Consider the following 242-nt stretch of genomic DNA (forward strand, 5'->3'; position numbering starts at 1 on the left):
ACCAGTCCGGATGCTGGTACGTCGCGTCTCAGTACTTGACCACGCCCCGGGCGAGGGCGAGACTGGGACGGTGCACGCCATGCTGCTCGTAGTAGATGTCTGACGCGACGACCCGCCGTCTCGCGTCACCCTCCGTACGCCATCATTGGCCGGAGGGTTTTTTCATGCGAGGACACCGTCGGGTCGGCGTCACGAGCGACCGGCGGCAGCACGACCACCACCCGGAACACCCAGCCCAGAAC

This window comes from Aeromicrobium sp. Leaf272 (genome assembly GCF_001422865.1).
Taxonomy (GTDB): domain Bacteria; phylum Actinomycetota; class Actinomycetes; order Propionibacteriales; family Nocardioidaceae; genus Aeromicrobium.